The organism is Pseudomonas auratipiscis (assembly GCF_036324085.1).
In the GTDB taxonomy this organism is placed as follows: domain Bacteria; phylum Pseudomonadota; class Gammaproteobacteria; order Pseudomonadales; family Pseudomonadaceae; genus Aquipseudomonas; species Aquipseudomonas auratipiscis.
In genome coordinates, this window is sequence record NZ_JAZDCU010000002.1 from 88,012 (window position 1) to 112,257 (window position 24,246).

25 protein-coding genes and 1 pseudogene are annotated in these 24,246 nt (G+C 59.4%); 15 read left to right on the plus strand and 11 right to left on the minus strand.

The features are described 5' to 3' along the window. Positions 1-4: 4 nt before the first annotated feature. The gene (locus tag V0R60_RS02820; protein WP_136478602.1) at positions 5-328 is read left to right on the plus strand and encodes a DUF3392 family protein; all 324 of its coding nucleotides are present in this window, start codon (positions 5-7) and stop codon (positions 326-328) included. A 46-nt stretch (positions 329-374) separates the two neighbouring features. On the opposite strand, the gene trmB is transcribed toward V0R60_RS02820, so the two are convergent. The 4 genes from trmB to V0R60_RS02840 all read right to left on the minus strand — a co-directional run bounded on the left by trmB (position 375) and on the right by V0R60_RS02840 (position 2,623). Next, positions 375-1,097 carry a tRNA (guanosine(46)-N7)-methyltransferase TrmB gene (trmB, locus tag V0R60_RS02825; RefSeq protein ID WP_136478603.1) on the minus strand — a complete coding sequence of 241 codons (723 nt, stop codon included), beginning with the start codon at positions 1,095-1,097 and terminating at the stop codon, positions 375-377. 9 nt (positions 1,098-1,106) lie between these two features. Continuing rightward, complete coding sequence (locus V0R60_RS02830) at positions 1,107-1,901, minus strand: thiazole synthase (RefSeq protein WP_136478604.1); 795 nt, start codon at positions 1,899-1,901, stop codon at positions 1,107-1,109. 48 nt (positions 1,902-1,949) lie between these two features. Further along, positions 1,950-2,150, minus strand: a complete 201-nt coding sequence (thiS, locus tag V0R60_RS02835) for a sulfur carrier protein ThiS (RefSeq protein ID WP_136478605.1) — start codon at positions 2,148-2,150, stop codon at positions 1,950-1,952. Between the two features lie 101 nt (positions 2,151-2,251). Next, on the minus strand, positions 2,252-2,623 hold the full coding sequence (locus tag V0R60_RS02840; RefSeq protein WP_136478606.1) for a DUF423 domain-containing protein: 372 nt from the start codon (positions 2,621-2,623) through the stop codon (positions 2,252-2,254). 33 nt (positions 2,624-2,656) lie between these two features. Here V0R60_RS02840 and mtgA point away from each other — a divergent pair. After that, a pseudogene (gene mtgA / locus V0R60_RS02845) lies at positions 2,657-3,414 on the plus strand (monofunctional biosynthetic peptidoglycan transglycosylase). Between the two features lie 63 nt (positions 3,415-3,477). Here mtgA and V0R60_RS02850 read toward each other — a convergent pair. Next, the gene (locus tag V0R60_RS02850) at positions 3,478-3,987 is read right to left on the minus strand and encodes a DUF1993 domain-containing protein (RefSeq protein ID WP_136478608.1); all 510 of its coding nucleotides are present in this window, start codon (positions 3,985-3,987) and stop codon (positions 3,478-3,480) included. A 190-nt stretch (positions 3,988-4,177) separates the two neighbouring features. Here V0R60_RS02850 and V0R60_RS02855 point away from each other — a divergent pair, with 190 nt between their 5' ends. Further along, positions 4,178-4,411 (plus strand): DUF7683 domain-containing protein, encoded by a 234-nt coding sequence (locus tag V0R60_RS02855; protein WP_136478609.1) that lies wholly within the window; start codon positions 4,178-4,180, stop codon positions 4,409-4,411. A 171-nt stretch (positions 4,412-4,582) separates the two neighbouring features. On the opposite strand, the gene rpoH is transcribed toward V0R60_RS02855, so the two are convergent. The 4 genes from rpoH to ftsY all read right to left on the minus strand — a co-directional run bounded on the left by rpoH (position 4,583) and on the right by ftsY (position 8,689). Then, positions 4,583-5,437, minus strand: coding sequence for an RNA polymerase sigma factor RpoH (rpoH, locus tag V0R60_RS02860; protein WP_136478610.1), 855 nt, complete (start codon positions 5,435-5,437; stop codon positions 4,583-4,585). 113 nt (positions 5,438-5,550) lie between these two features. Next, positions 5,551-6,579 carry a permease-like cell division protein FtsX gene (ftsX, locus tag V0R60_RS02865; RefSeq protein WP_136478611.1) on the minus strand — a complete coding sequence of 343 codons (1,029 nt, stop codon included), beginning with the start codon at positions 6,577-6,579 and terminating at the stop codon, positions 5,551-5,553. After that, a complete protein-coding gene (gene ftsE, locus V0R60_RS02870; RefSeq protein ID WP_065757980.1) occupies positions 6,576-7,247 on the minus strand; it encodes a cell division ATP-binding protein FtsE in 672 nt (223 codons plus the stop codon). The genes ftsX and ftsE overlap by 4 nt, the downstream gene beginning before the upstream one ends. Beyond that, on the minus strand, positions 7,244-8,689 hold the full coding sequence (gene ftsY / locus V0R60_RS02875) for a signal recognition particle-docking protein FtsY (RefSeq protein WP_330078900.1): 1,446 nt from the start codon (positions 8,687-8,689) through the stop codon (positions 7,244-7,246). The genes ftsE and ftsY overlap by 4 nt, the downstream gene beginning before the upstream one ends. 230 nt (positions 8,690-8,919) lie before the next feature. Here ftsY and V0R60_RS02880 point away from each other — a divergent pair, with 230 nt between their 5' ends. The 6 genes from V0R60_RS02880 to V0R60_RS02905 all read left to right on the plus strand — a co-directional run bounded on the left by V0R60_RS02880 (position 8,920) and on the right by V0R60_RS02905 (position 16,274). Then, on the plus strand, positions 8,920-10,275 hold the full coding sequence (locus V0R60_RS02880; RefSeq protein ID WP_136478613.1) for a M16 family metallopeptidase: 1,356 nt from the start codon (positions 8,920-8,922) through the stop codon (positions 10,273-10,275). After that, positions 10,268-11,767, plus strand: a complete 1,500-nt coding sequence (locus V0R60_RS02885; RefSeq protein WP_330078899.1) for a M16 family metallopeptidase — start codon at positions 10,268-10,270, stop codon at positions 11,765-11,767. The genes V0R60_RS02880 and V0R60_RS02885 overlap by 8 nt, the downstream gene beginning before the upstream one ends. Continuing rightward, entirely contained in the window at positions 11,767-12,360 is a 594-nt protein-coding gene (rsmD, locus tag V0R60_RS02890; RefSeq protein WP_330078898.1) for a 16S rRNA (guanine(966)-N(2))-methyltransferase RsmD, read from the plus strand. The genes V0R60_RS02885 and rsmD overlap by 1 nt, the downstream gene beginning before the upstream one ends. A gap of 118 nt (positions 12,361-12,478) precedes the next feature. Then, positions 12,479-13,825: a M16 family metallopeptidase gene (locus tag V0R60_RS02895; protein ID WP_330078897.1), complete on the plus strand. Its 1,347-nt coding sequence runs from the start codon at positions 12,479-12,481 to the stop codon at positions 13,823-13,825. Then, a complete protein-coding gene (locus V0R60_RS02900) occupies positions 13,818-15,218 on the plus strand; it encodes a M16 family metallopeptidase (RefSeq protein ID WP_136478617.1) in 1,401 nt (466 codons plus the stop codon). Before V0R60_RS02895 ends, V0R60_RS02900 begins: the two co-directional genes overlap by 8 nt. A 63-nt stretch (positions 15,219-15,281) precedes the next feature. Beyond that, positions 15,282-16,274, plus strand: coding sequence for a hydrolase (locus V0R60_RS02905; RefSeq protein ID WP_136478618.1), 993 nt, complete (start codon positions 15,282-15,284; stop codon positions 16,272-16,274). A 3-nt stretch (positions 16,275-16,277) separates the two neighbouring features. Here V0R60_RS02905 and V0R60_RS02910 read toward each other — a convergent pair whose 3' ends face one another. Then, positions 16,278-17,132 (minus strand): sulfurtransferase, encoded by an 855-nt coding sequence (locus tag V0R60_RS02910; protein ID WP_330078896.1) that lies wholly within the window; start codon positions 17,130-17,132, stop codon positions 16,278-16,280. Between the two features lie 39 nt (positions 17,133-17,171). After that, positions 17,172-17,837, minus strand: coding sequence for a TetR/AcrR family transcriptional regulator (locus V0R60_RS02915; protein ID WP_136478620.1), 666 nt, complete (start codon positions 17,835-17,837; stop codon positions 17,172-17,174). Positions 17,838-17,987: 150 nt separating this feature from the next. Here V0R60_RS02915 and V0R60_RS02920 point away from each other — a divergent pair, with 150 nt between their 5' ends. The 6 genes from V0R60_RS02920 (at position 17,988) to ggt (ending at position 24,245) form a co-directional block, all read left to right on the plus strand. Beyond that, positions 17,988-19,421: a coniferyl aldehyde dehydrogenase gene (locus V0R60_RS02920; RefSeq protein WP_136478621.1), complete on the plus strand. Its 1,434-nt coding sequence runs from the start codon at positions 17,988-17,990 to the stop codon at positions 19,419-19,421. Positions 19,422-19,444: 23 nt separating this feature from the next. Then, positions 19,445-19,978 (plus strand): twin-arginine translocation pathway signal protein, encoded by a 534-nt coding sequence (locus tag V0R60_RS02925; protein WP_330078895.1) that lies wholly within the window; start codon positions 19,445-19,447, stop codon positions 19,976-19,978. 28 nt (positions 19,979-20,006) lie between these two features. After that, a complete protein-coding gene (locus V0R60_RS02930; RefSeq protein WP_330078894.1) occupies positions 20,007-21,605 on the plus strand; it encodes a GMC family oxidoreductase in 1,599 nt (532 codons plus the stop codon). A gap of 112 nt (positions 21,606-21,717) precedes the next feature. Beyond that, positions 21,718-22,197: a pantetheine-phosphate adenylyltransferase gene (gene coaD, locus V0R60_RS02935; RefSeq protein WP_136478624.1), complete on the plus strand. Its 480-nt coding sequence runs from the start codon at positions 21,718-21,720 to the stop codon at positions 22,195-22,197. 108 nt (positions 22,198-22,305) lie between these two features. After that, complete coding sequence (locus tag V0R60_RS02940; protein ID WP_017124885.1) at positions 22,306-22,557, plus strand: YfhL family 4Fe-4S dicluster ferredoxin; 252 nt, start codon at positions 22,306-22,308, stop codon at positions 22,555-22,557. Beyond that, on the plus strand, positions 22,557-24,245 hold the full coding sequence (gene ggt, locus V0R60_RS02945) for a gamma-glutamyltransferase (RefSeq protein WP_330078893.1): 1,689 nt from the start codon (positions 22,557-22,559) through the stop codon (positions 24,243-24,245). Before V0R60_RS02940 ends, ggt begins: the two co-directional genes overlap by 1 nt. The last annotated feature ends 1 nt before the right edge of the window (position 24,246 follow it).

The following is a 24,246-nucleotide window of genomic DNA, read 5'->3' on the forward strand; positions in this document are numbered from 1 at the left end:
GCGAATGGACTTGGTACTCGACCTGCTCTCGACAGTTTCTCGCTGGAGTCGCAGCAATCTATCGGAAATCGCACTGGCGCTTGTAGGCTGCTTGCTGGTGTTGTTTGGCACGGATATCAAAGGCTGGGTGGAACAACGCCTGGGCGGCCTGGCAGGTGCCTTGCGCGTGCCTTTCATGGCGCTGTTGGTGATGATCGGCAGTGGTGCTGCGCTGATCTACGCAACGCCGTGGGTAGTGCGCGGGTTGGCGCAATTCAACAACTATGCGTTGGCGCCGGTGTTGCTGGTTGTGCTGGTATTGATTGGCGTAGTTGCTGACCGACGCTGAATGCATCGCGAGGCAGGGCGACGATTCGCCTTGCCCCGCTACAGGCTTACGCCAGCTTTTCGAACTTCAGATCCCAAACCCCATGCCCAAGTCGCTCGCCACGGCGTTCGAACTTGGTGATCGGGCGCTCAGCCGGACGCTCTACGCATTTGCCGTCCGCTGCCAGGTTGCGGTAACCCGGCGCCACATTCATCACTTCCAGCATGTATTCAGCATAGGGTTCCCAGTCGGTAGCCATATGGAATACGCCGCCCACCTTGAGCTTGCTGCGCACCAGCTCGGCAAACTCGGGCTGAACGATACGCCGCTTGTGGTGACGGCTTTTGTGCCATGGGTCAGGGAAAAACAGCATCAGCCGATCGAGACTGTTGTCAGCCACGCACTTGTTCAGCACTTCGATCGCATCGCAGTCATACACCCGCAGGTTCTTCAAACCCTGGGTCAGCACGCCATTGAGCAGCGCACCGACACCTGGCCGGTGTACTTCGACACCGATAAAATCCTGCTCCGGTGCCGCAGCAGCCATTTCCAGCAAGGAATGGCCCATGCCGAAACCAATCTCCAGGGTACGCGGCGCTGAACGGCCAAATACCTGGTCGTAGTCGACCGGGCTATCGGCCAACGGCAGAATGAACAGTGGACCACCCTGCTCCAGGCCACGTTGCTGGCCCTCGGTCATACGCCCGGCGCGCATCACGAAACTTTTGATACGGCGGTGTTGGCGCTCTTCGCCGTCAGTGGAGATCGGCGTTTCTTGCGATTCAGTCATCAGGAGCTCTTACTTGATCAGACCATCCAGCGGCGACGAGGCGCTGGCATAGAGTTTCTTCGGCATACGACCGGCCAGGTAAGCCAGACGACCCGCGACAATGGCGTGCTTCATGGCTTCTGCCATCATGATCGGTTGCTGGGCGTTGGCAATGGCCGAGTTCATCAGCACCGCCTCGCACCCCATTTCCATGGCGATTGTAGCGTCCGAAGCAGTGCCGACGCCGGCATCTACCAGTACCGGTACTTTTGATTCTTCAAGGATGATCTGCAGGTTGTACGGGTTGCAGATGCCCAAGCCGGTGCCAATCAGGCCCGCCAACGGCATAACAGCGATACAACCGATTTCAGCCAGCTGACGGGCGATGATTGGATCGTCGCTGGTGTAGACCATCACGTCGAAACCATCCTTGACCAGCACTTCGGCGGCCTTGATTGTTTCAATGACGTTGGGGAACAGGGTTTTCTGGTCGGCCAGCACTTCCAACTTGACCAGGTTGTGGCCGTCAAGCAGCTCACGGGCCAGGCGGCAGGTGCGCACGGCCTCGACCGCGTCATAGCAACCCGCGGTGTTCGGCAAAATGGTGTAGCGATCCGGCGGCAGCACATCGAGCAGATTCGGTTCGCCCGGGTTCTGGCCGATATTGGTACGGCGCACGGCCACGGTGACGATCTCGGCACCCGAGGCTTCAATGGCCAGGCGGGTTTCTTCAAGGTCACGGTACTTGCCAGTGCCGACCAGCAGGCGCGACTGAAAGGTACGGCCGGCCAGCGTGAAGGGCTTGTCGCTGCGAAGGTTGCTCATCGGATATCCTCTGAATGGTTGAGGGACTTGCAAGGTAATCCTGGGCCTCTAGCCGCCGCCGATGGCATGCACGACTTCGACCTGATCGCCTTCACGCAGCGCTGTGGCTGCATGCTGGCTACGTGGCACGATGTCCAGGTTGAGCTCTACCGCGACACGGCGCCCGACAAGGTCCAGGCGGGTCAGCAGGGCCTCGACGTTTTCGCCATCGGGCAACTCGAAGGGTTCACCGTTCAATTGAATGCGCATGCGCACGGCCACCATTATTTTTAGGGGCCCGCATTCTAGCCCTGATCAGGTGCTGCGACCAAGGCCAAGCATCGCCATTCGTCTCGATTCGGACCGCCGAGTCAACCCAGGCGCCAGGCTGCCAGGCCCAGGCACAACCAACCACCGAGGAAGGCCATGCCGCCGATTGGAGTGATTATGCCCAGTTTGCCAATCCCGCTGAGGGTCAGCAGGTAAAGGCTGCCCGAGAAAAGTACGATACCCAGGGTAAACAAGCCGCCAGCCCAACCCACCAGGCGCCCCGGCAACTGCGTAGCCAGTACGGCAACCCCGAACAACGCCAGGGCATGGACCAACTGATAGGTTACACCTGTCTGGAAGATCGCCAGGTATTCGCTGCTCAAGCGCCCTTTCAAACCATGAGCGGCAAATGCCCCCAAGGCGACGCCAGTGAAGCCGAAAAACGCGGCGAGCAAAAGAAAACTACGCAACATGGGGCGACTCCTAGTCATCACAGGGTCTGTATAATGGCCCGCTCAATCGGTTCGGCCAAGCCATCTCTATGTTGTCTTCCATAATCCGCCGTCTTACCCGCGCCCTGCTCTGGTTCGCCGCCGGCAGTGCCTTATTGGTGCTGGTGCTGCGCTGGATACCTCCACCCGGCACTGCGTTGATGGTCGAACGCAAGATCGAATCCTGGTTCAACGGCCAACCTATCGACCTGCAGCGCGACTGGGAGCCTTGGGAGCGAATATCCGACGAGCTCAAGGTGGCGGTCATTGCCGGTGAGGACCAGAAGTTCGCCAATCACTGGGGCTTCGATTTCATTGCCATTCAGGCAGCCCTGGCCCACAACGAACGCGGCGGTAGCATTCGCGGCGCCAGCACCCTCAGCCAGCAAGTGGCGAAAAACCAATTCCTCTGGTCAGGGCGCAGTTGGCTGCGCAAAGGCCTGGAGGCCTGGTTCACCGCCCTGATCGAGTTGCTCTGGTCAAAGGAGCGAATTCTTGAGGTTTATCTCAACAGCGCTGAGTGGGGCGAAGGCGTGTTTGGCGCCCAAGCCGCGGCGCAACACCATTTCGGTGTCGATGCCAGCCGCCTTAGCCGCCAGCAGGCCAGCCTGCTCGCAGCAGTACTACCCAGCCCGCTGAACTGGAGCGCTAGCCGCCCAAGCAGCTACGTGGCTCGGCGAGCCGGCTGGATTCGGCAACAGATGCGTCAGTTGGGTGGCAGTGGTTACCTGGTTCAATTGGAAAGCCCGCGCAAGGCGCCCTGGAAGCAATAAAAAACCCGGCAAAGCGCACACTTTGCCGGGTTTTCATTATTTGCCGATTACGGGGTAAATGCCTTAGAACGCGCCCATGTAATCACGCTTGCCCACTTCCACACCATTGTGACGAAGGATTGCGTAAGTGGTGGTGACATGGAAGAAGAACTGCGGCAGACCGTAGGTCAGCAAATAGGCCTGGCCAGTGAAGCGCTTCTCTTTCGGCGTACCCGGACGGGTCACGATTTCAATACCTTCCTTGCCATCGATCTGCGCTGGCGCAACGCCGTCCAGGAAAGCCAGAACCTTACTGATCAGTGCTTGCAACTCAGCAAAGGTGGTTTCGCTGTCATCGTATTTCGGCAACTCGACCTCAGCCAGGCGTGCCGATACACCCTTGGCGAAATCAACCGCGATCTGCACCTGGCGAACCAGTGGAAACATATCCGGATAAAGGCGAGCCTGCAGGAAGACGCTCGGATCAATGTTTTTAGCCGTAGCGTGAGCTTCGGCCTTGTTCAGAACCTCACTCAAGGCGTTGAGCATTTGCTTGAAAACAGGAACAGAAGCGGCATACAAGGAAATGGTCATAACAGTCTCGACATGGGTGGCGGAAAGAGTGGCGGGGCCAACGTGGCGCGATTATAGACCGGCGTTGTCGCGTGAATGGCCCGGCACCATAAAAAAGGGTTTTCACGGATTGCCGGTTCGGTATGACAATCTCTCGGCGCCTATATGAAGTTGCCTAAGGACTTTCGGGCAATGCACGCGAGGTGGAACCTTGAAATACATCATCGAAGCATTCGATAGAGAGACCGAACAACTAGCTTATGAAATCGCGCTGCCTGACGGATGCGATCCACAGCTAGCGGCAATCATGGGGTGGACAGCGCCCCAGCGAGGGGATGAAGGATACAACCTGACCAGCGAACAGGTGGCGGCGATTGAAGTGCTCGCTAACAGAACCATTCACGAACACGACCATATCCTGCAGCTCACCTGCAACATCGATTAATTGTCTGACCTGGGGGCGTACCGAACGGGAGGTGGCCGTAACTCTTGATGATGCCGTAACGGGATAAGCATACATTTGCAGTGCACAACCCAGCCCTGCCCCATCTAGCCACGAAAATCCGTGATGCCTAAAAAAAGCCCCGACACTTCGGGGCTTTTTGTTTGTCGCGACTTAGATTGCGATCAAGGCTTTCACCTTGTTCATCGCATTCTTTTCCAGCTGACGAATGCGTTCGGCAGACACGCTGTATTTCTCGGCCAGATCATGCAGTGTGGCCTTTTCTTCTGCCAGCCAGCGCTGATAGAGAATGTCACGGCTACGATCATCCAGGCCCTGCAGTGCTTCATGCAGATTGCTGGTGGAGTTGTCGCTCCAGTCGGCATCTTCCAACTGACGAGCCGGGTCGTAGCGATGGTCTTCCAGGTAATTGGCCGGCGACTGGAAAGCACTGTCGTCATCAGCTTCGGACGCTGGGTCAAAGGCCATGTCCTGACCGGTCAGGCGGCTCTCCATCTCGCGCACTTCACGTGGCTCGACGCCCAGGCTTTCAGCAACACGATGAACTTCATCGTTGTTCAGCCAGGCCAGGCGTTTTTTCTGGCTGCGCAGGTTGAAGAACAGTTTGCGCTGGGCCTTGGTGGTAGCGACTTTGACGATGCGCCAGTTACGCAGAATGAACTCGTGAATCTCGGCTTTGATCCAGTGCACAGCAAAGGACACCAGGCGCACACCCATTTCAGGATTGAAACGTTTGACCGCTTTCATCAGGCCAACGTTGCCTTCCTGAATCAGGTCAGCCTGGGCCAGCCCGTAGCCCGAATAACTGCGAGCGATATGTACGACAAAGCGCAGGTGCGCGAGCACCATCTGCCGAGCTGCCTCTAGATTTTGCTCATAGTAGAGACTCTCGGCCAGTTCACGCTCCTGCTCAGGCGACAGCAGTGGAATGCTGTTGACTGTGTGCACGTAGGCCTCCAGGTTTGCACCGGGAACCAGGGCATAGGCAGGTTGCAACGAAGTGGTCATACGAAAAAACCTCCGACTCACTAAACTCGTGCCCTCAGGCACTGCCAACATTGACCGGGAACCGCGAAACAAGTTCCCTGAATATGAAAAGAGTCAATAGCAGCAAAAAGACACTATCGCGGTGCAAGCTCTCGCAAATGGCGGGCGACCGCAATCCAAGCACCGATATACCCTAACAACACCGCTCCAAGCAAGAGCGACAGACCATCGGCAGGCGGAACCCCGGCCAAGGCGAAATCACTGCCATAAAGCCCGGAAAGGCCAATAACCGCGTCGTTCAGCCAGCTCAGGCCAAATGCCAGTACACCCCAGGCCAACACCCCGGCGCCCAGACCATACAACGCACCCATGTACAGGAAAGGCCGGCGTACATAGCTGTCAGTGCCGCCTACCAGCTTGATGACTTCAATTTCGGTACGGCGGTTCTCGATGTGCAGGCGAATTGTGTTACCAATTACCAAAAGCAGCGCCGATACCAGTAAGACAGTCAGGCCGAACACAAAACGGTCGCCCAGCTTCAGAATCGCCGCCAGACGCTCGACCCAGACCAGATCCAGTTGCGCTACATCCACCTTGGGGAGCTCTGCAAGGCGCTGGCGCAAGGCTTCCAGCGCTGGCTTGTCGACCTCCGCCGGGGTTACGACAACCACACCGGGAAGTGGATTATCCGGCAATTCACGCAGGGCATCGCCCAGGCCCGATTGCTGTTGAAATTCTTCCAGGGCTTTTTCACGACTAACGTATTCGGCCTCGGCAACGCCAGGCAAACCCTTGATCTGCTCACGCAGCGCTTCGCCATCGCGGCTGCTGGCATCCAACTTGAGATACAGGGAAATCTGTGCCGCTCGCTGCCACGATCCTCCCAGACGCTCGACGTTGCTCAGCAGCAACGACAGCCCCATGGGCAAGCTCAGGGCCACAGCCATCACCAGGCAGGTGAAAAAGCTGCCTATTGGCTGCTTGGCCAGACGGCGCAAACTATCGAGCAGGCTGGAGCGATGACTTTCCAGCCAGGCATGCAGAAGAGTGCGGAAGTCAGGACCATCGTCGTCATGGCTGCTGCGTTTGTTTTTTTCCGGTTGCGGATCGGCGGCCTTGGGGGCCACGCGCTCGGAAACCTTGGGACTGCGTGTCGCACTCATTGCCCGGCCTCCCCGTCGCCGATCAAGCGACCGCGTTGCAGTGTCAGCATGCGATGGCGCATACGCGCAATCAGCGCCAGGTCGTGACTGGCGATCAGCACGCTGGTGCCCAGGCGGTTGATATCTTCAAATACACCCATGATCTCTGCGGCCAGGCGCGGGTCGAGGTTACCGGTGGGCTCATCCGCCAGCAGCAAGGCCGGGCGATGGACAATGGCGCGGGCAATACCAACGCGCTGCTGTTGTCCGGTGGACAAATCGCCAGGATACAACTCGGCTTTGTCCGAAAGCGCTACGCGCTCGAGCGCCGAGTCGACGCGCTTGGCAACTTCGACCTTGGACAGTCCGAGGATCTGTAGCGGCAAGGCAACGTTGTTGAACACGGTACGGTCGAACAGCAGTTGGTGATTCTGGAACACTACGCCGATTTGCCGGCGCAGGAAGGGGATCTGGGCATTACTGATCTGTCCCAGATCTTGTCCGGCCAGCAACAGTTTGCCGCTGGTAGGCCGCTCCATGGCCAGCAACAGGCGCAGCAACGTACTTTTGCCCGCGCCGGAATGACCGGTGACGAACAGGAATTCGCCCCGACGCACCCGAAAACTCAACTCATGCAGGCCTACGTGACCATTGGGGTAGCGCTTGGCGACCTGTTCGAATCGAATCATGGGTGCTCCCGCTCGGCAAACAGTGCTTTCACGAAGGGTTCTGCTTCGAAGGTGCGCAAATCGTCAATACCTTCACCCACGCCAATATAGCGGATCGGCAAGCCGAACTGCTTGGCCAGGGCAAAGATGACGCCGCCTTTGGCGGTGCCGTCGAGCTTGGTCAGGGCCAGGCCTGTGAGCTCGACACTCTGATTGAAGTGCTTGGCCTGGTTGATAGCGTTTTGCCCAGTGCCAGCATCGAGCACCAGCAAGACCTCGTGAGGTGCGTCGGCATCGAGCTTGCCGATGACCCGACGGACCTTCTTCAATTCTTCCATCAGGTTGTCTTTGGTATGCAGTCGACCGGCGGTATCGGCGATCAACACATCAACACCCCGCGCCTTCGCAGCCTGGACAGCATCGAAGATCACTGAAGCGGAATCGGCGCCAGTGTGCTGGGCAATGACCGGAATATTGTTACGCTCGCCCCACACCTGCAGTTGCTCGACGGCGGCGGCACGGAAAGTGTCACCGGCTGCCAGCATGACTTTCTTGCCTTCAAGCTGAAGCTTTTTCGCCAGCTTGCCGATGGTGGTGGTTTTGCCGGCACCGTTGACACCCACGACCAGAATCACAAAAGGTTTGGCCTGGGAATGGATGCGCAATGGCTGCTCGACTGGCTTGAGCAGGTCAGCCAGTTCACCCTGCAGCGACTTGTACAAGGCATCGCTGTCGGCCAACTGCTTACGCGCGACCTTCTGGGTCAGACTCTGGACAATTGTCGAGGTGGCTTCAACACCGACATCTGCGGTCAGCAGGCGGGTCTCGATTTCGTCGAGCAGATCATCATCGATCGCTTTCTTGCCCAGGAACAGGCTGGCCATGCCCTCACCAATGCTGGCGCTGGTCTTGGACAATCCTTGCTTGAGGCGAGCGAAGAAACCGCCCTTGCTTTCCTCGGTACTGACGGGAACAACGTCTTCGACAGGCGCAGGTTCTGCAACCGCTACCGGCGCTACCGGCGCTACCGGCGCAGGCTCGGCCAGGACTACCGGTGGCGCAACAGGTTCTGGCGCTGTAACCACAGGCACGGGCATAGGCTCAACCACCAGCGGCGCAGGCTGGGCCGCTTCCACCTGTACCGGACGTTCCGGGATGGGGGGAGGTTCATGCGGCTCCAGGTCGGCGACCAGCGCTACCGGCTCTTCAGGAACCGGCAGGACCAACCCGACGGACGGCGCGTGCGGGGCTTCGACCGCGGCAATCTGAACGGGCTCAGGTGCTGCAACCGGAGTCGAAATAATTTCGACTGGCGGCGTTGCAACCTGCTCCGGCTCAATCGGTGCGGGAGGTTGTGGCTGCTCGGCAACAGGTTGCTGGGGCTTTTTGCGCAGCCAGCCGAACAGGCCTTTCTTTTCACCAGCCGCGGCCGGCGTCTTTTTGTCGTCGTTGGAACCAAACATGGAAGACGGCTATCTCAGGGTAGCGAAGCGCCACTGTGGCACTTCGAGAATTCTTTTCACGCAGAACAGACTACTTTTATTCCGGCTCGTTCATGCGCAGCATTTTGTCTTGTGGCCTGCAGGTCAGATCCACGACAGGCATGGTCGACAGGCAACCGGATCAGTATCCTAGCACCTCCTAGCCCGCTGACGCTAAGACCACGCGGGCAGTCCTACAGGTTAAACAACGTATGAATGCTCTAGCCCGCCGCGCCGCTGGCCTGTTGCTCAGCACAGTTTGTCTGCCGTTCGCGGCCTTTGCCGCCGATCCGCAACCCACCCATGAGTTCATTCTCGACAACGGCCTTAAAGTGGTCGTGCGCGAGGACCACCGCGCACCGGTGGTGGTCTCGCAGATCTGGTACAAGGTGGGCTCTACCTATGAATCCCCTGGCCAGACGGGTCTTTCCCATGCTTTGGAACACATGATGTTCAAAGGCAGCGAGAAGCTCGGACCGGGCGAAGCCTCACGGATCCTGCGCGACCTGGGTGCCGAAGAGAACGCCTTTACCAGCGACGACTACACCGCCTACTACCAGGTACTGGCTCGCGACCGCCTGCCGGTAGCCCTGGAGCTGGAAGCCGACCGCATGAGCAGTCTGCGCTTGCCTGCTGACGAGTTCAGCCGCGAAATCGAGGTAATCAAAGAGGAACGTCGCCTGCGCACCGACGATCAGCCCAACGCGAAAGCCTTTGAGCTGTTCAGCGCCATGGCCTTCCCGGCCAGCAGCTATCGCACGCCCACCATCGGTTGGATGGCAGACCTGGACCGCATGAAGGTCGAAGAGCTGCGCCACTGGTACGAGTCCTGGTACACCCCGAACAACGCCACCCTGGTAGTAGTCGGCGACGTTACGGTCGATGAGGTCAAAGGTCTGGCCCAGCGCTTCTTCGGCGCTATCCCAAAGCGCGCAATTCCACCGGCCAAATTGCCGTTGGAACTGGCCGAACCTGGCTTGCGCGAGACCACCCTGCATGTGCGCACCCAGCTGCCGAGCCTGATCTACGGCTTCAACGCCCCCGGCCTGGCAACCGCCAAGGACCCGCGTACCGTGCATGCTCTGCGCCTGATCTCGGCATTGCTTGACGGTGGCTACAGTGCTCGCCTGCCAAGTCGCCTGGAGCGCGGCCAGGAGTTGGTCTCCGGGGCATCATCCAGTTACAACCCGTTTACCCGTGGCGACAGCCTGTTCCTGATCTCGGCCACACCGAATCAGCAGAAGAAAAAAACCCTGGCCGAAGTCGAAAGCGGTATCTGGAAGCTGCTCGACGAGCTTAAAACCACCCCGCCATCCGCCGAAGAGCTTGAGCGCGTACGCGCCCAGGTCATCGCCGGACTGGTCTACGATCGCGACTCCATTAGCAGCCAGGCCACTTCCATCGGCATGCTGGAGACCGTCGGCCTGTCCTGGAAGCTGATTGATAGCGAACTCGATGAACTCAAGAGCGTAACCCCGGCCGACATTCAGAACGCCGCGCGCACCTACTTCACCCGTGAACGCCTGAGCGTTGCCCATGTACTGCCCGAGGAGAACGCTCATGAGTGAACGTAGCGCACCCCGTTACACCCTGATCGGCCTCGGCATCCTGGTGCTGGTAGGCGCCTCGGCGTTCTTCCTGGCCAAGCCGGCCCAATCGGACAATGCCGCGCAGCCTGCCAACAGCGCGGCGGCCAAGCCAACCAATACCTTGCAGACACTGGCAGAGCTCGATGGCAAGGCGCCCAGCCGTCGCCAATTGAACATCCAGACCTGGAACACTGCCGAAGGTGCCAAGGTGCTGTTCGTCGAAGCACGTGAACTGCCAATGTTCGACCTGCGCCTGACCTTCGCTGCCGGCAGTAGCCAGGATGGAGACGCTCCAGGTCTGGCTACCCTGACCAACGCCATGCTCAATGAAGGGGTTTCCGGCAAGGACGTTACCGCCATTGCCGAAGGTTTCGAAGGCTTGGGGGCAGACTTCGGTAACGGCGCCTATCGCGACATGGCCGTGGCCTCACTGCGCAGCCTGAGCGCAGCGGATAAGCGTGAACCGGCACTGAAGCTGTTCGCTGAAGTCGTCGGCAAACCTACTTTCCCGCAGGATGCCCTGGAGCGGATCAAGAACCAGTTGCAGGCCGGCTTCGAGTACCAGAAGCAGAACCCAGGCAAGCTGGCCAGCATTGCGTTGTTCGAGCACCTGTATGGCAATCACCCCTATGCCCATCCAAGTGATGGCACTGCCAAGAGCATTACGCCGATCACCCTGGAGCAACTGCGCGCATTCCATGCCAAGGCCTATGCCGCGGGCAATGCCGTCATCGCCCTGGTTGGCGACCTCAGTCGCAGCGAAGCCGAAGCCATTGCCTCCCAGGTTTCGGCAGCCCTACCCAAGGGGCCAGCACTGGCCAAGCTGGCTCAGCCTGAGGAGCCAAAGCCTGGCACTACACATATCGACTTCCCGTCCAACCAGACGCACCTGATGCTGGCGCAATTGGGTATCGACCGCAACGACCCTGACTACGCTGCACTGTCGTTGGGCAACCAGATTCTGGGTGGCGGCGCCTTTGGCACCCGTCTGATGAGCGAAGTCCGTGAGAAACGCGGCCTGACCTACGGCGTATACTCCGTGTTCAGCCCGATGCAGGTACGTGGCCCGTTCATGATTAACCTGCAGACCCGCGCTGAACTCAGCGAAGGCACTCTCACGTTGGTCCAGGATATCCTTGCCGATTACCTCAAGACCGGCCCGAGCCAGCAAGAGCTGGACGATGCCAAGCGTGAACTGGCGGGCAGTTTTCCGCTGTCCAATGCCAGCAACGCCAGCATCGTCGGCCAACTGGGTGCCATTGGCTTCTACGACCTACCGTTGACCTGGCTGGAAGACTACATGCAGCAGTCCCAGGCCTTGACTGTGGAGCAGGTCAAAGCTGCACTCAATAAGCACCTCGCAACTGACAAGATGGTGATTGTCACTGCAGGACCAAGCGTGCCGCAGAAACCCCTGCCGCCGCCCACTGACAAACCCACCGAGCAGCCGCTTGGTGTACCGGAGCATTAATGGCCAGTCCATCCGCAAAAACGGCCAAGCAACATAGCGGTCAAGGCCAACTGCGCATCATTGCCGGTGAATGGCGCAGCCGCCGCCTGAGCTTTCCTGACGCCCCAGGATTGCGTCCTACGCCCGATCGAGTGCGTGAAACGCTGTTCAACTGGCTGGCGCCACACATCGAAGGGGCCAAGGTTCTCGACGCCTTTGCCGGTAGCGGCGCCCTTTACCTCGAGGCGCTGTCGCGTGGAGCCGGCGAAGCTGTTGCGCTGGACAGCAATCCAGCGGCCATTGCCAACCTGCGGCAAAACCTGGAGACCCTGCGCTGCCCTCGCGGCCAGGTGATCCAGAGCGATGCCCAGCGCTACCTGCAAGGCGAGCCGAAGCTTGCTTTCGATCTGGTATTCCTCGACCCACCGTTCCACCAGGAACTGCTGCCAGCCACCTGTGCACTCCTTGAAGAGCGCCAGTGGCTGGCTGCCAATGCCTGGATCTACACCGAAAGCGAAACCCCGCCTTCTACGCTGCAGCTGCCAGGTAACTGGCGTCTGCATCGCGAGAAGAAAGCCGGACAGGTGTACTACGCCCTCTGGCAGCGTGGCTGAATTGGCTCGCGGCCCCTGTGAAGACGGGGGCCGCTAACAGTGTGGTAATTAAATAGCCCCTGCGCCCCCTCGTTGTAGCTGATCGTTCCTCTGGTCATCAACCAGAAGGAGCGCCGTCATGGAACGACGTTATTGCCTAGGAAGCGGCCTGCTTGGCTTGCTTCTGTTCTCGGGCCAAGCCCTGGCCGATTTGCCCGTCCGTCACACCTTCAGCCTGAATAACGGCCTGCAAGTGGTCGTCAGCGAAGATCGCCGAGCCCCGGTGGTCACTACCCATATGCTCGTCAAAGTCGGTTCTAGTCATGAATACCCCGGCCAATCGGGCCTGTCTCATGCCCTGGAGCACATGCTCTTTCGTGGCAGTTCAAAGACTGCGCCCGGAGAGTTCTCGCAAATCATCGAACGCCTGGGCGGCAGCCAGAACGCTTACACCACTCGCGACATGACGGTCTACCACCAGACCTTACCCAGCGATCGCCTGGCTGTGGCACTGGAGCTGAACGCTGACCTGCTTCAGGGCGCCACCCTCGACGCTGCCGAATTCGAGCACGAAATAGAAGCAGTAAAATCTGAGCGCCGCGAGGAAGTCGACGGCTACCCCACCGATAGAACACGAGAGCAATTGCAATCCATTGCCTATACCAGCAGCTACAGCACGCCTGTGATCGGCTGGCAGAATGACCTTGAGCGCATGAGCAACGAGGAGCTCAAAGCCTGGTATCAGACCTGGTATGCACCCAACAACGTCACCTTGGTTGTCGTTGGCGATGTGCAACTCGATGAAGTCAAAGCGCAAGTTGAACACTACTTCGCGGGCTTCTCCCGGCAACACTTGCCAGTGACAAAGCGGCCCTTGCAGTCGATTCCGGCAGGCCCGAGAACAATGACCGTACTCGATAAGTCCAGCACCCCATTGCTGAACATGGCCTTCAACGTGCCCACCTACGCAACAGCCGAACAGGCAGACGATGTAGAGGCCTTGCGATTGATTCAAGCGCTGCTGGGAGCAGGAATGGGCGCACGACTCAGCACCCGCCTGCATCGTCAGCAGGCAATCCTTTCCTCTCCCCGGGTCAAATACAAAGCGATATCAAGGGGCGATACGCTTTTTGAAATCACCGCCTTGGTCAATATCGCCCAACCTCGCCCACTGCCGGAGATCCAGAAAGCCATCTGGGCGGAACTGAACAACTTGAAGCAGACCCCGCCCGAGCCGCAAGAGCTTGAACGAGCCAAAGCCTTGCTGTTGGCTGAAAAGGTCTTCGCTCAAGACCATCTGGAAGGTCAGGCAGCCAGCATTTCAGCCCTTCTGGGCAGTGACCTGGCGATCTCCCAACTGGATGCTGACGCCGCCAGGTTGGCACTGATAACACCGGAAAAAATTCAACAAGTCGCGGCTTCGTACTTCACCCGCGAGCGTTTCGCTGCTGCCTATTTCCAGGCCGAGGAGGCCGAAGATGAATAAAATCACGAGCAGTTTTCTATATGCCTTACTGGCGCTGGTGTGCGGCGTGCTCCATGCACAGGAACAATCCCACGTCCTTGAGCTGGAGTCATTGAAGACGCCTCCCGCCTCTCCTGCGCAATTGCAGCTGCCAATCGAATCGTGGCAAACGCCCCAGGGAAGCCAGGTGCTGTTTCTACGCAGCCCGAAGCTACCAATGTTCGATGTGCGAGTCGTGTTCGACGCAGGCAGCGCTAGGGACGATGGCGCGTCAGGACTTGCTCAGCTCACCACCGGCATGCTCGATGAGGGAACAACTCAGCGCGATGACCTGCAGATTGCCGAGGAATTTGACGAAATCGGTGCAAAATTCCAAAAATCAGTTCATCTCGACTACACCTACGTGAGCGTGCGTAGCCTCAGCTCAGGGCCGCACCGTGCCAAGGCAGTGGCGTTGTTAGCCGAGGTATTAGGTCAACCGCAGTTTGCCGAAGACAAGTTGCAACTGATCAAAGATCAGATGAACAGCCTGTCCGCGCGAAACAAAGATTACGCCATGACCAAAGCGCTCTCGCAGCTGTATGCGCATACCTATGCCGGTCACCCCTATGCCACGCCCAAGCTTGGTACACCGCAGACGCTTGAAACATTGAAAATCGCCGACCTCCAGGCATTTCATCAACATGCGTTCAACGCAGAAAACGCACTGATCACCCTGGTCGGCGACCTCACTCAAGAGCAGGCCCGGGATATCGCCACCCAACTGTCCACTGCCTTGCCTGGAGGCACGGCCCTGCCGCCGCTGCAGAAACCAGCAACGTTCGAGCCGGAGATCTATCACATCGCACACCCCGGTGCTCAATCACTCCTGCTATTGGCCATACCTGGGGTCGGTATCGATCATCCCGATGCGCCGGCACTGACCTTGGCTAACCTGATACTCGGTGGTGGATCAACGTCTCGACTCTTCGAGCAACTGCGCACCCAACGCGGCTTGACCTACAGCGCCAGCTCTCACCTGCTGCAACCGACTGGCACCGGGATCTGGGTGTTCAATACTCAAGTTCAAGCCAAATACCAGGAGGGCGCCGTTGCGCTGCTCGAAGAGTTGTTGCAGGAGTACGCCGACAATGGCCCGACTGAACAAGAATTCACCGATGCCAAGAACAAATTGCGCGGTGTCTACCTTCGAGAATCGGTAAGCAATGAACAGCTCAGTCAGATTCTGATGCGTATAGGCGTGCATCAGTTGCCACTGGATTACCGCCAAGCGTTCATCGCGCACGTTCAGGCACTGACACTGGATGAGCTGAACGTCGCCTTGAAAAAACACCTCAAGCTCGACAAGCTGGTGCGGATCAGCGTCGGCCCTACAGGCGAGCAGCATCCCTTACCCGAGCAGCCGGCGGGTTGATTGCAGCGAAGTTCAGGAACCCGGCATACACTAACTTGTAACAAGATTTGTGAGTACGCCGCAATGTCTTCATCTGCGCCCAGCCCCTTCACGCCCGCCCGGGGGCTGGGCAACCCACACCTGCAGACATTGTGGGGGCCGCTCTGGCGCAAGTCGGCTGTCTTGTCTCGTCAGCGCGAGCGGCTCTGGTTGGCCGACGGAGACTTTCTCGACCTCGACTGGCATGGGCCGCACAGCGCTGATGCGCCGCTGGTACTGTTACTCCATGGTTTGACCGGGTCGTCCAACTCACCCTACGTGATCGGTTTGCAGCGTTGCCTTGCGGCGCGAGGCTGGGCCAGCGTGGCCTTGAACTGGCGTGGCTGTTCTGGTGAGCCCAACCTTCTTGCACGCAGCTATCACTCCGGCGCCAGCGAAGACCTGGCCGAAGCAATCGCGCATCTGCGCAGCAGTCGTCCGTTGGCACCGATCTACGCGGTCGGCTACTCATTGGGCGGTAATGTGCTGCTCAAGCATCTGGGTGAGGTAGGTTCGGCGAGCCAGGTGCAGGCAGCGGTGGCAGTGTCGGTTCCGTTTCGCCTGGACCAATGCGCCGACCGAATTGGCCTGGGTTTTTCGCGGGTTTACCAGGCGCATTTCATGCGCGCCATGCTCGCGTATGTGAAAGATAAGCAGCGTCACTTCCAACACCACGGCCACCAGGAAGGACTGGCAGCCCTGGATCGCCTGGGACCGCTGGAGAACCTGCGTACCTTCTGGGACTTCGATGGCAAGGTCACTGCGCCACTCAATGGCTTTATCGACGCCAAGGACTATTACCGCAGGGCATCGAGCCGCTATTACCTGGGCGAAAACCGCACGCCCACGTTGATAATCCATTCCAGCGATGACCCTTTCGTGTTCAGCCATAGCCTGCCTGAGGCGAAAGAGTTGGCGCCGAAGACCACCTTGGAGTTGCACTCGCGCGGTGGTCATGTCGGCTTTGTCGATGGCAGCGTACGGGATCCCGGCTATTACCTGGAAAGACGCATTCCGCAGTGGCTGGCAGACCTGTGAACCCTAATCCCCGGTGGCTACAGGGCGCTGGTTGTCGGTAATCCACTCACTCCATGACCCTGCATACAACTTTCCAAGCGGATACCCCGCCAGCGACAAGGCAAACAGGTTATGGCAAGCCGTCACACCTGAACCGCAGTAGGCAACCAGCTGCTCTGGCGCGCGCGTGCCAAATTTTTCGGCAAAGCGCTTTTTGAGCTGCTCAGCAGCCAGGAAGCGACCGTCCGGGCCCAGGTTGTCGGTGAAAGCTGCGCATTGCGCGCCGGGAATATGCCCGGCAACAGGATCAATAGGTTCCACTTCGCCGCGAAAACGCGGGAGACCGCGGGCATCAAGCAGGGTCAGGTCGGCCTGGCCCAGGCGTTGTGCCAACTGCGTGGCATCAAGCACCATTGCAGGATCAGGTTCGCCTCTGAAAGTACCTTCGCGTTTGGCCGGTGCGTCCAGGCTCAGCGGCAACCCTGCTGCGTGCCACGCCTTGAGGCCACCATCGAGAATCGACACGCCGCTACGTTTGCCAAGCCAGGCGAGCAGCCACCAGGCACGCGCAGCGAAGGCACCGGGACCGTCGTCGTACAGAACGACTTCGCTGTCGTTGTCGATGCCCCAGTCTTGCAGACGCTCGACCAAGCGCTCTGGGTCGGGCAATGGATGGCGACCCGTCACGCCCTTGATGATCGGACCACTGAGGTCGCGTTCAAGGTCGGCAAAATGTGCACCGGCAATATGCCCCTCAGCATAACTACGCTGGCCATAGTCGATATCTTCCAGGGCAAAGCGGCAATCGAGAATCACCAGCTCCGGCGCCTCCAGGCGTTCGGCCAATTGCTGGGCAGTGATCAGTTGCGCGAGGGGCATGACAGTCTCCTGAACGATTGAACGGATAGGGCCTGGGCTTTATTGCTCCAGTGCCTGGTTAAGCGATACGTAAAACTCCTGGCACAAGGCGTCCACCGCAGGGCGGGCTTGCGCAGTTACAAAACCGAGCTCCAGAACCAATACCTGATAGATGCCTCGCTTGAAGGCATCTTCACTGAGGTAGGCCGAACTTTCCCGAGTAGTGCAGAGAAACCGTACCCAGGAGGTCAGCACAATCCAGGCATTGAGTGTCAGCGACTCGATCTGCACGGCATCCATGGCTACCAGCCCAGCCTCCACGAAACCACGGTAGATTGCCTGGCCCTGGATCAAGCTGCGCTGGGAAAAACGTCGATAACGGGCCGCCAGCTCTTTGTCACTGTCGAGCAGGTGTTCAAGGTCCCGGTGCAAAAAGCGATAGTCCCACATCGCCGCTAACAGCTCCTTGAGGTAGAAACGCTTGTCGGCAACCGTGGCAACGCGATCTTGCGGTGGACGCAAAAAGCTCTCCACCTGCTCTTCGTACTGACTGAAGAGCACGGCAATGATTTCCTGCTTATTGGCGAAGTGGTAGTACAGATTTCCGGGAGAGATCTCCATATGCGCTGCAATGTGATTGGTGCTGACGCTGCGCTCGCCCTGCTGGTTGAACAGTTCCAGACTGGTCTGCACGATGCGGTCGCGGGTCTTGATGCGCGGGGCCATGATCAGTTCCAGATGCCGAGCTTTAATCGATTAGGTCCATCTTACGGTTTATCCGAATGTGGATGTACCTGCCTGTCATTAAAAACTAGTCGCAAAACGCGCGCATTAGAGTATAAGCTCTAGAAAAACACACTGCCGTGGAGTTTTCGCATGACCGCCGACGCTGCTCGCCTTTTGCCCTCTAGCACCCTTGATGATCTCGCCACCCAGTTCAGCGTTCAGCGCCAGGCGTTCGCCGGCAACCCCATGCCACCTGCAGCGCAGCGCCTGCAGTGGCTGAAAAGCCTGCGGCAGATGCTGCTCAAGCACCAGGATGCCCTTGCCGCAGCCATCAGTGAGGACTTTAGCGGCCGTAGTATCGATGAAACGCGACTAGCCGAAGTGATGCCTAGCATCCAGGGGCTGCGTCATACCGAACGCCATCTCAAGCAGTGGCTGAAGGACTCGCCGCGCAAGGTCGGCCTGGCGTTCCAGCCTGCCAGCGCCAAGGTGGTGTACCAGCCCTTGGGTGTGGTGGGAATCATCGTGCCGTGGAACTACCCTCTGTTTCTGGCCATGGGCCCTTTGACCTGCGCCCTGGCTGCTGGCAATCGAGTCATGCTCAAGCTCAGCGAAGCCACACCGGCAACTGGCTTGTTACTCAAGCAATTGCTGGAGTCTGCGTTTCCCCAAGATTTGATTACCGTGGTGTTGGGCGAAGCCGATGTCGGCGAAGCATTTTCTCGCCTGCCCTTCGACCACTTGCTGTTCACCGGCGCCACCAGCGTCGGCCGCCACGTCATGCTGGCAGCGGCGCAGAACCTGACGCCCGTTACTCTGGAACTGGGTGGAAAGTCGCCGGCCATCGTCTCCGCTACCGTGCCCCTGGCCGATGCGGCTGAACGGATCGCCTTCGGCAAGACCCTCAATGCCGGCCAGACCTGCGTGGCGCCAGACTACGTCTTAGTGCCACGTGAACGTCTGGATGACTTTGCCGACGCTTATCGCAAGGTCGTGCATCGCTTCTACCCGAGCGTGGCCGATAACCCCGACTACACCGCGATCATCAATCCCCGTCACCTGGCACGCCTGGAGAGTTATCTCAGTGATGCGCGTGACAAAGGCGCGAAAATCATCGACCTGTACCCACAGGAAGTCCGTCAGGGCCGGCGCCTTCCTCCACACCTGCTGCAGCAGGTCAACGACGACATGCGCGTGATGCAGGACGAAATCTTTGGACCACTACTGCCGCTGGTGCCCTACGACCATCTTGATGAGGCGCTTTCCTACATCAACCAACGCCCTCGACCCTTGGCGCTTTACTACTTTGGCTATGACCGTGGCGAACAGCAGAAGGTACTCGAGCAGAGCCACTCTGGCGGCGTCTGCCTGAACGACACGTTGTTGCACGTTGCACAGGACGACCTGCCCTTCGGCGGCGTCGGTCCCTCGGGCATGGGCCACTACCATGGTCACGACGGCTTCCTGACTTTCAGCAAAGCCAAGGCCGTGTTCGCCAAGCAACGCTTGAACGCCGCACGCCTGATCTACCCGCCCTACAGCAAGCCGCTGATCAAGTGGGTATACAAACTCTTCATTCGCTAACAACAACTCCAGGCACAACAACAATGACCATAAATCTGCCTGCAACATCCGCCCTGAGTCGTCGCGGACTGCTCAAGTTCAGCCTGGGCGCCACCGCGTTCCTGGCGACAGCCGGCCTGGGCGCAAGCCTCAGCGGCTGCTCGGCGCAAACGCCGGCCAGCGGTTTCATCACCTTGCGCCAGGGTGACTTGCCGATTCTACGCAGCCTGATTCCGGTGGTCCTTGCCGGAACCTCCGCTGCCGAAAACGTCGACGCAGTGCTCAACCGGCTGGACAGCAAGCTTGCCAGCCTGTCTCCGGCGATGCTCAAACTGACACAGCAATTGTTCGACGTACTCGCTCTGCCAGTTACCCGCGGGCCACTCACGGGTATCTGGGGTGGATGGGAAAGCGCCAGCACCGAACAACTGCAGACCTTTTTACAGCGCTGGGAAAACAGCTCGCTGAATCTGCTGCGTATGGGCCATGCCTCACTGCTGCAATTGTTGCAGATGGCCTGGTACGAGTTACCTCAATCCTGGGCGAGATGCGGCTACCCAGGCCCTCCGAAGATCTGAATCAACTGACAACGACAAGAGGCTGAAGATGCCCGTACCAGACCTGTTCCGCGACGGCATGAGCCGCGGCTGGAAAACCCGTGACGCCTCGCGCCTGGACCAAGACCTGAGCCTGGAAGCCGATGTCGCCATCATCGGTAGCGGCGCCGGTGGCGCCACCAGTGCCGAAATGCTCAGTGCCGCCGGCTTCAAGGTGCTGTTGATCGAGGAAGGGCCGCTCAAAACCAGCAGCGACTTCAAGTTACTCGAAGACGAGGCGTACTCCAGCCTCTACCAGGAAGGTGTCGGCCGCATGAGCAAGGATGGCGCAATCACCATCCTGCAGGGCCGCGCCGTAGGAGGCACCACCCTGATCAACTGGACTTCAAGCTTTCGCACACCGGAACCGACGCTTGCGCATTGGGCCAGCGAGCATGGTGTGAAAGGCCTGAGCAGTGTCGAGCTTGCGCCCTGGTTCGAGCGTATCGAGCAACGCCTGGGCATTACGCCGTGGGCCATGCCACCCAATGCCAACAACGAAGTGCTACGCCGTGGCTGTGAAGCCCTCGATTACAGTTGGAAAGTCATTCCACGTAATGTGCGCGGGTGCTGGAACCTGGGTTATTGCGGCATGGGCTGCCCGGTCAATGCCAAGCAGTCGATGCTGGTAACGTCCATTCCCGCCACCCTGGAAAAAGGCGGCGAACTGCTTTATCTGGCCCGTGCTGAGCGTCTGATCCACGACGGTGAACACATCAGCGGCCTGCAATGCCTGGCCATGGACGCCCGCTGCGTCAACCCGACAGGGCGCAAGATTCAGGTCAAAGCTCGACACTACATTCTCGCCGGCGGCGGAATCAACAGCCCTGGTCTGTTGTTGCGCTCGGACGCCCCGGACCCCCATGAACGCCTGGGCAAACGCACCTTCTTGCATCTGGTCAATTTCAGTGCAGGGTTATTCAAGGACAAGGTCAATCCGTTCTACGGCGCCCCGCAGTCGATCTACTCCGATCACTTTCAATGGCGCGATGGCGTCACCGGCCCAATCGGCTACAAACTTGAAGTACCACCGCTGCAGCCCGCGCTGGCCGCCACGTTACTCGGCGGCATGGGTACTGAAAATGCGATCCGTATGGAGCAACTCCCCAACACCCACATGATGCTCGCCCTGCTGCGCGACGGTTTCCACCCGCAAAGTGTCGGCGGCGAAGTTCAGTTGCGCGGCGATGGCTCACCGGTACTCGATTACGCCGTCACGCCCTACGCCTGGGAAGGGGTACGCCGCGCCTTTCACAGCATGGCTGAAATCCAGTTTGCTGCCGGTGCCGAGGCCGTTCTGCCTGTGCACAGCGACGGTCGCTACGTGAAGTCGTTGCAAGAAGCCCGGAAAATGATCGACGGCCTGAGCCTGGAACTGTTCCGCACGCGCTTGGGCAGCGCCCATGTGATGGGGGGTTGCGCCATGGGCGAAGACCCTCGCCAGGCTGTCTGCGACAGTCTTGGACGCCATCATCAACTGGCCAACCTCTCGATTCATGACGGTTCGCTGTTCCCCACCAGCATCGGAGCCAACCCGCAATTGTCGGTGTACGGCCTGACCGCCCGACTCACTGATGGGCTGATCGAACGCCTGGTTACCAATAGATGACAACAAATGGCCTCACTGTCTATAGTGCCTTCAGCATGTGCAGGCGACTTGGCCGACTGCCACTGCTGCGATACCATCCGACTCCCCAACGCACTCCTGCCAGGACGACGCGATGAACCGAGTGTTGTACCCAGGTACTTTCGACCCTATTACCAAGGGCCATGGCGATCTGGTCGAACGTGCCTCACGGCTGTTCGACGAGGTGATCATTGCGGTCGCTGCCAGCCCGAAGAAAAACCCTCTGTTCCCCTTGGAACAACGGGTGGAACTGGCTCGTGAGGTTACCAAGCACCTGCCCAATGTCGAAGTCATCGGCTTCTCATCTTTGTTGGCACATTTCGCCAAGGAAAGGCAGGCCAATGTATTCCTGCGCGGTCTGCGTGCCGTTTCGGACTTCGAGTACGAGTTCCAACTGGCGAACATGAATCGCCAACTGGCACCGGATGTCGAAAGCCTGTTCCTCACCCCTTCCGAGCGTTACTCGTTCATTTCCTCGACTTTGGTTCGGGAGATCGCGGCTCTGGGTGGCGACATCACTAAATTCGTCCATCCCGTGGTGGCCGAAGCCCTGACCGAACGCTTCAAGAAGTGACATCGGTGATTTGACCACGGCGCCCGCGTGCACTGCGGGCGCTAATGCGGCACAATTGTGCCCATTGGTTTTCAAATGCCTGGGTGTTGAGCCCTGGCCGGAGTCCCCATGTCCCTGATCATCACCGACGATTGCATCAACTGCGACGTCTGCGAACCCGAGTGTCCGAACGCCGCTATCTCCCAGGGCGAAGAGATTTACGTGATTGACCCGAATCTGTGCACGCAGTGTGTCGGTCACTACGACGAACCGCAGTGCCAGCAGGTTTGCCCGGTCGATTGCATCCCGCTGGATGAAGCGCATCCAGAGACCGAAGACGAACTGATGGCCAAATACCGCAAGATCACCGGCAAGGCCTGATGCCGTTCGTCGCCCGGTTCCTCCCGTTAGTCCTTGGCGCCACCCTGGCGCTAGGGGCTGTCGGTGCCCAGGCCCAAGGCCCGGGGCGTCCCGCGATCGCCAGTCCGCACACCGAAGCCACTGCCGCTGCCCGAGAAATCCTCCAGCAGGGTGGCAACGCGTTCGATGCAGCCATTGCCCTCAGTGCAGCCCTGGCAGTCGTCGAACCCTACGGCTCCGGACTGGGCGGCGGAGGGTTCTTCCTCCTGCGTGAAGGTGACACACCGGTTCGCTACGCCTTTATCGACGCGCGCGAGCGCGCGCCCGCCAAGGCCAGCGAAGCCATGTATTTGCAGGACGGCAAGGTTCAGCCCGGCTTGTCCATCAATGGTCCTTTGGCGGCGGCGATCCCCGGTTTGCCAGCGGCACTGGCCGATCTTGCAGCGCATTACGGCAAGCTACCGCTAAGAAACACCTTGGCCCCGGCTATTCGCCTGGCTAACCAGGGCTTTGCCGTCGATCGTATCTACCGGGATCGGGCCAAGATGCGCTTGAGTGCGCTGCGTGACGATCCGGAAAGCGCCCGGCTGTTTCTGCAGGACGGAGAAGTACCCGAGCTGGGTGCAAAAATCCGCCAACCTGAACTGGCGATCACTCTTCAACGTTTGGCCGACCAGGGCCGCGATGGCTTCTATGCCGGCCCTACGGCCCAGGCCATGGTTGAAGGCGTGCAGAGCGCGGGTGGCATCTGGAGCCTGGACGACCTGGCCAACTATCGCACGGCCAAGCGCGAGCCATTGCGCTACCCGTTGGCCGACCAGCGCGAGCTGATCAGCGCCCCACCGCCCTCCGCGGGTGGCGTGGCCCTGGCACAGAGCCTGGCGATGCTCCAGCGCCTGCCCTGGCAAAGCGCCGAGCCGGTACAACGCAGCCATTACGTGCTGGAAGTGTTGCGCAGGGCTTACCGCGACCGTGGCCTGCTTGGCGATCCGGAGTACGTGCACAACCCGGTAGCGCAGTTGCTGTCGCGCAACTACTTGACCGGCCTTGCAGACAGCATTGACGTCTACCAGGCTACGCCCAGCAGCAGTCTGCCGCCGTCGCCGCCTTGGCGCGAAGGCGATCACACCACGCACTTTGCAGTGATCGATGCCGATGGTAACGCCGTCGCCGCGACGCTGTCGGTGAACCTGCCGTTCGGTGCAGCTTTCAGCGCACCCGGCACCGGGGTGGTACTGAATAACGAAATGGACGACTTCGCCGCCGACCCTCACGGCAGCAACAGCTACGGGCTGGCGGGCAGTCAAGCCAATGCCGTAGCCGCCGGCAAACGGCCGCTATCGAGCATGAGCCCAACCTTCATCGAGAGCCCGACGCAGTTCGCTGCCTTTGGCACGCCAGGCGGCAGCCGGATTCCCAGCATGGTGCTGTTGTCGATGCTTGGTTTCCTCGAAGGTAAGCCGGTCGCCAGTTGGCCCGCCGTGCCACGCTACCACCACCAGTATCTACCGGATGTCGTAGAGCACGAACCGGGGGCCTTCAGCGCCGAACAGCAACACCAACTGCAGGCCCGTGGCTACCAGCTCAAGGATCTGGGCCGCACATACGGCAACCAGCAAGTGTTGTTCTGGGACAAGGCCAAGCAAACGCTGGAAGCCGCCAGCGACCCCCGCGGCGTAGGCCGCGCAGAAGTGCTCAGCCCCCGCTGAG

Excerpts from the sequence above, each read along its gene's own strand:
- V0R60_RS02920 (WP_136478621.1), top strand. The coding sequence starts at position 17,988 with ATGACCGCCGACGCTGCTCGCCTTTTGCCCTCTAGCACCCTTGATGAT.
- ftsE (WP_065757980.1), bottom strand. The coding sequence starts at position 7,247 with ATGATTCGATTCGAACAGGTCGCCAAGCGCTACCCCAATGGTCACGTA.
- V0R60_RS02925 (WP_330078895.1), top strand. The coding sequence starts at position 19,445 with ATGACCATAAATCTGCCTGCAACATCCGCCCTGAGTCGTCGCGGACTG.
- rsmD (WP_330078898.1), top strand. The coding sequence starts at position 11,767 with ATGGCCAGTCCATCCGCAAAAACGGCCAAGCAACATAGCGGTCAAGGC.
- V0R60_RS02905 (WP_136478618.1), top strand. The coding sequence starts at position 15,282 with ATGTCTTCATCTGCGCCCAGCCCCTTCACGCCCGCCCGGGGGCTGGGC.
- ggt (WP_330078893.1), top strand. The coding sequence starts at position 22,557 with ATGCCGTTCGTCGCCCGGTTCCTCCCGTTAGTCCTTGGCGCCACCCTG.
- ftsY (WP_330078900.1), bottom strand. The coding sequence starts at position 8,689 with ATGTTTGGTTCCAACGACGACAAAAAGACGCCGGCCGCGGCTGGTGAA.
- V0R60_RS02850 (WP_136478608.1), bottom strand. The coding sequence starts at position 3,987 with ATGACCATTTCCTTGTATGCCGCTTCTGTTCCTGTTTTCAAGCAAATG.
- trmB (WP_136478603.1), bottom strand. The coding sequence starts at position 1,097 with ATGACTGAATCGCAAGAAACGCCGATCTCCACTGACGGCGAAGAGCGC.
- rpoH (WP_136478610.1), bottom strand. The coding sequence starts at position 5,437 with ATGACCACTTCGTTGCAACCTGCCTATGCCCTGGTTCCCGGTGCAAAC.
- V0R60_RS02910 (WP_330078896.1), bottom strand. The coding sequence starts at position 17,132 with ATGCCCCTCGCGCAACTGATCACTGCCCAGCAATTGGCCGAACGCCTG.
- V0R60_RS02895 (WP_330078897.1), top strand. The coding sequence starts at position 12,479 with ATGGAACGACGTTATTGCCTAGGAAGCGGCCTGCTTGGCTTGCTTCTG.
- V0R60_RS02885 (WP_330078899.1), top strand. The coding sequence starts at position 10,268 with ATGAGTGAACGTAGCGCACCCCGTTACACCCTGATCGGCCTCGGCATC.
- coaD (WP_136478624.1), top strand. The coding sequence starts at position 21,718 with ATGAACCGAGTGTTGTACCCAGGTACTTTCGACCCTATTACCAAGGGC.
- V0R60_RS02930 (WP_330078894.1), top strand. The coding sequence starts at position 20,007 with ATGCCCGTACCAGACCTGTTCCGCGACGGCATGAGCCGCGGCTGGAAA.
- V0R60_RS02880 (WP_136478613.1), top strand. The coding sequence starts at position 8,920 with ATGAATGCTCTAGCCCGCCGCGCCGCTGGCCTGTTGCTCAGCACAGTT.
- V0R60_RS02840 (WP_136478606.1), bottom strand. The coding sequence starts at position 2,623 with ATGTTGCGTAGTTTTCTTTTGCTCGCCGCGTTTTTCGGCTTCACTGGC.
- V0R60_RS02820 (WP_136478602.1), top strand. The coding sequence starts at position 5 with ATGGACTTGGTACTCGACCTGCTCTCGACAGTTTCTCGCTGGAGTCGC.
- ftsX (WP_136478611.1), bottom strand. The coding sequence starts at position 6,579 with ATGAGTGCGACACGCAGTCCCAAGGTTTCCGAGCGCGTGGCCCCCAAG.
- V0R60_RS02830 (WP_136478604.1), bottom strand. The coding sequence starts at position 1,901 with ATGAGCAACCTTCGCAGCGACAAGCCCTTCACGCTGGCCGGCCGTACC.
- V0R60_RS02900 (WP_136478617.1), top strand. The coding sequence starts at position 13,818 with ATGAATAAAATCACGAGCAGTTTTCTATATGCCTTACTGGCGCTGGTG.
- V0R60_RS02940 (WP_017124885.1), top strand. The coding sequence starts at position 22,306 with ATGTCCCTGATCATCACCGACGATTGCATCAACTGCGACGTCTGCGAA.
- thiS (WP_136478605.1), bottom strand. The coding sequence starts at position 2,150 with ATGCGCATTCAATTGAACGGTGAACCCTTCGAGTTGCCCGATGGCGAA.
- V0R60_RS02915 (WP_136478620.1), bottom strand. The coding sequence starts at position 17,837 with ATGGCCCCGCGCATCAAGACCCGCGACCGCATCGTGCAGACCAGTCTG.